The following is a 3,532-nucleotide window of genomic DNA, read 5'->3' as shown; positions in this document are numbered from 1 at the left end:
GGGCTGCCCGCGCCCGCCGGGAGCGCGGTCCGCGCGGCGCCCTCCGGCGCGTCCTGGGCCCGGCGCCGGCCACCCGGCGGTACGACCTCGGCCCCGGCCATGCCCTGCGGCATCCCGGGTCCGCCCGGCGCGGCGCCCGTACGCCCGTCGCCGCCTGCGCCCGTACTGCCGCCACCGGACACGGGCCCCTGCGGCCCGGCCACGTCGGCCTCGCTGCGCGCGCGGGGCACCTGGCCGTTGCCGTTCCCAGGGCCGTTCCCCGGGCCGTTCCCAAGGCCGCCCCCAGGGCCGTTCCCCGGGCCGTTCCCGGCCGCAGCCATGCCCTCGCCCGGCTGCTGCTGCCCCGGTACGTCACCGCGCCCCGGTACGTCACCGCGCCCCGGTACGTCACCGCGCCGCGCACGCCGCCGCCCGGTGGGCGTCTCCTCGTCCCCACTGTCCGTACGGCCTGCACCGGCACCCGGCGTGGCAGAACCGCCCTCACCGGGCCCGCTCACCGGCCGCAGCCCAGCAGCAGCACCGGCGTTGCCGGGCGCCGCCTGCCCGCCCTGCGCTCCGTCCCCGCCCTGAGCCTTCTTGACCCCCTGCTGCTGAGTCCCCCGCGCCCGCTCCGCAGGCACCGGCATCACGGTCGTCTCGTTGCCGGTGGCCTCACGCGCGCGGTCCGGCCCGGCCGCGCCGGACACCGGCGCGCCACTGGCCGACACCGGCACTTCGAGTACGTACGCGCTGCCGCCCGCGCCCGGCACCTTGTGGGTCTGCAGCACGCCGCCGTGCTGCCGGACGATGCCGCGCACGATCGGCGCGTGGACCGGGTTGCCGCCGCCGTACGGGCCGCGCACCTCGATCCGTACGACCTCGCCGCGCTGGGCCGCGGCCACCACGATCGTCGAGTCCCCGGAAGCGGCCTCGGAGCCGCCGCCACCGGCCTTGCCCGTGGCGTCCACGCCCGCGACATCCGCGATCAGGTGGGCGAGCGCCTGCGCGAGCCGGGTCGCGTCCACCTCGGCGTCGATCGGCGGCGCGTGCACCGCGAACTGGGCGCGGCCCGGGCCGATCAGCTCGATCGCGCCCTCGACACCGGCCGCCACGACCGCGTCGAGCGAGACCTCGGCACGGTCGAGGCGGTCGCCGCCCGCGTCCAGCCGCTGGTAGCTCAGCACGTTGTCGACCAGCGTCGTCATCCGCGCGTACCCGGCGGCGAGGTGGTGCAGGATCTGGTTCGCCTCCGGCCACAGCTGGCCGGCCGGGTCGGACGCCAGCGTGCCCAGCTCCGCCTTCAGCTCCTCCAGCGGGCCGCGCAGCGACTGGTCCAGTACGGCCAGCAGCTGCGCGTGGCGCGCCGCCAGCGCGTCGAACGGACGCCGGTCGGTGAACGTCATCACCGCGCCGACGAGCTGGTCGCCGTCGCGTACCGGCGCGGTCGTCAGGTCCACCGGCACCGACCGGCCGTCCTTGGCCCACAGCGCCTGCCCCCGCACCCGGTGCTTGCGCCCGGAGCGCAGCGAGTCGGCGAGCGGCGTCTCCTCCCAGGGCAGCGGCGTGCCGTCGGCCCGCGAGTGGTGGATGAGCGGGTGCAGCTCCTTGCCGCCCAGCTCGCTCGCCCGGTAACCGAGGATCTGCGCGGCGGACGGGTTGACGAGGACGACCTTGCCCTCGGAGTCGACGCCGACCACGCCCTCGGCCGCCGCGCGCAGGATCATCTCGGTCTGCCGCTGCTGGCGGGCCAGCTCGGTCTCGGTGTCCAGCGTGCCGGTCAGGTCCCGTACGACGAGCATCAGCAGCTCGTCGCCGGTATAGCCGTTGCGGTGGTCGGCGTAGGCGGCTTCGAAGGCGGACTCGTACGGCGTACGGCCGTCCTCCAGGTTCGCGCTGGTCACCTCGACCAGCAGCTCGCTGCCGTCGGTGCGCCGGGCGACCATGCGCGTGGGCTTCGTCCGCGGGCCCTGGTCCTGCTCGTCGTGGCGCCGCATCGAACCCGGGATGCGCTTGGAGTCGAAGGTCGGCAGCAGGTCGAGCAGACCGCGGCCCACCAGGGCGGTGCCCGGGGCCTCGAAGGTCTCCAGGGCGATGGCGTTCGCGTTGACGACCGTGCCGTTGCAGTTGACCAGCAGCAACGCGTCCGGGAGGGCGTCGAGTATGGCTGCGAGGCGAGCAGCGCCTCGGGATGGCCTGCTGCTCACGACGACGCTTCCTCCCTGCAGTTACCGCACCTTGCCGAGTTCGCCGTCACATCCGTGGCGGGTCACTGGAAGGGAGTCTACGGGCAGCGGATGAGGACGCGGAGACGGATGACGAGGAGGTAGTGCCACGGGATTGTGCGACTCGTGGCACGCCCGACATGTGCCCCGCGTCCTGAACTGGCCCGCTTCGCCGTCACGAAGTGACCGCGGGAAGCACCGGTACGAACCGGTCCCAGCGGCCGATCTCACATCCGTCGGTGCGCTTGAACTGGGCGTTAACGGTGCGTCCCGCCCAGGTCCCGGTGACCCGCGCGGTAGCGGGCCCGCCGTACTGCATCGTGCACTTGCTGTCCTTGGGCACGCCCGCGAACAAGTCCTTGCCCCAACGGGTCAGGCTGTCGAGCTTGTCGCAGGCGCCGCGCGCGTCGCTGTGGGTGCCACGGGCCGGGTGGCAGTACAGCTCGTACGTACCGTCCTTGGCCGTCTTGCCGGAGTCGCTGACGGTGATCGTGAGGTGGTCGGAGGAGCGGGAGAGCAGCGGGATCGGTGCTGTGGTGGACGGGGACCCGACGGCGATGTCGGCGACACCGGTGGGGGCCGCGGTGGCGGGCGGGGCAGCTGGGGCAGCCGGTGCGGCAGCGGCGACCGGGCCCGTCAGGGCGAGGGCGGTGGTGGCGGTGATGCTGACGGTGGCGGTGGCGGTGGCGGTGGTGGCAGCCGTGGCGAAGCGGGACAGCCGGCGGTGCGGCATCGCGGACTCCAGGGGGGCGTGGGGACGGGGGCGGGGGCGGCACGGAAGCGTTTCCGCCGGGACCCGTCCCGTCCCCGCAGCGTCTAACGCGGGCCTGGGCACGACGTTGCGCGGCACCGCCCGCACGGCCCGATGTTTGAGCCCTGTTCGATTCGGCGGGTGGTGAACCACGCGCCGAAGGCCTTTGCCGGGCGGCCCGTGGGCCGAGTACCGTAGGGGTCGATTGGTGACAGCACACGGTGCTGTGCCATCATCTGGTCACGCCACATCGCGCTCACGCGTGATCGAGGTGTGTGGAGGCGTCGCCTAGTCCGGTCTATGGCGCCGCACTGCTAATGCGGTTTGGGTTTTAAAGCCCATCGAGGGTTCAAATCCCTCCGCCTCCGCTCCATATTCGTTCGGGCCCTGGTCATCGCGACCGGGGCCCGAACGCTTTCCCCGCCCGTACGGCGCCCCTCCTCACCCGCTCCACACCTGGCCGGAACCCCACAGGCGCGTGCGCCCGCACCCCGCCACCCTGGTGCCATGACGGACAACCGCGACCAGACGCCGCCCGCCTCGGACCGGCCCACCGCCCCGCCCCACCAGGCCCCGGACC

Annotated in this window: 2 protein-coding genes and 1 tRNA gene; 1 reads left to right on the top strand and 2 read right to left on the bottom strand. The window is 74.2% G+C overall.

Annotated elements, in window-relative coordinates; all coding sequences use genetic code 11:
• Together IH45_RS0142375 and IH45_RS0142370 are read right to left on the bottom strand one after the other, a co-directional pair.
• On the bottom strand, window positions 1–2,183 hold a 2,183-nt coding region (locus tag IH45_RS0142375), incomplete at its 3' end, for a PAS domain-containing sensor histidine kinase (protein ID WP_032919537.1).
• 193 nt (window positions 2,184–2,376) lie between these two features.
• Entirely contained in the window at window positions 2,377–2,934 is a 558-nt protein-coding gene (locus tag IH45_RS0142370; protein ID WP_030682417.1) for an SSI family serine proteinase inhibitor, read from the bottom strand.
• Between the two features lie 295 nt (window positions 2,935–3,229).
• Between IH45_RS0142370 and IH45_RS0142360 the strand changes: the two genes are divergently transcribed.
• Window positions 3,230–3,320 (top strand) — tRNA-Ser (locus tag IH45_RS0142360).
• The last annotated feature ends 212 nt before the right edge of the window (window positions 3,321–3,532 follow it).

The sequence above is a fragment of the Streptomyces rimosus subsp. rimosus genome (assembly GCF_000720725.1).
GTDB lineage: Bacteria > Actinomycetota > Actinomycetes > Streptomycetales > Streptomycetaceae > Streptomyces > Streptomyces rimosus_A.
Note: the sequence above shows the minus strand (reverse complement) of the source record. Positions and strands in the feature narration are given on the sequence as shown.

Coding starts and splice junctions, on each gene's coding strand:
- IH45_RS0142370 (WP_030682417.1), bottom strand. CDS start 2,934: ATGCCGCACCGCCGGCTGTCCCGCTTCGCCACGGCTGCCACCACCGCC.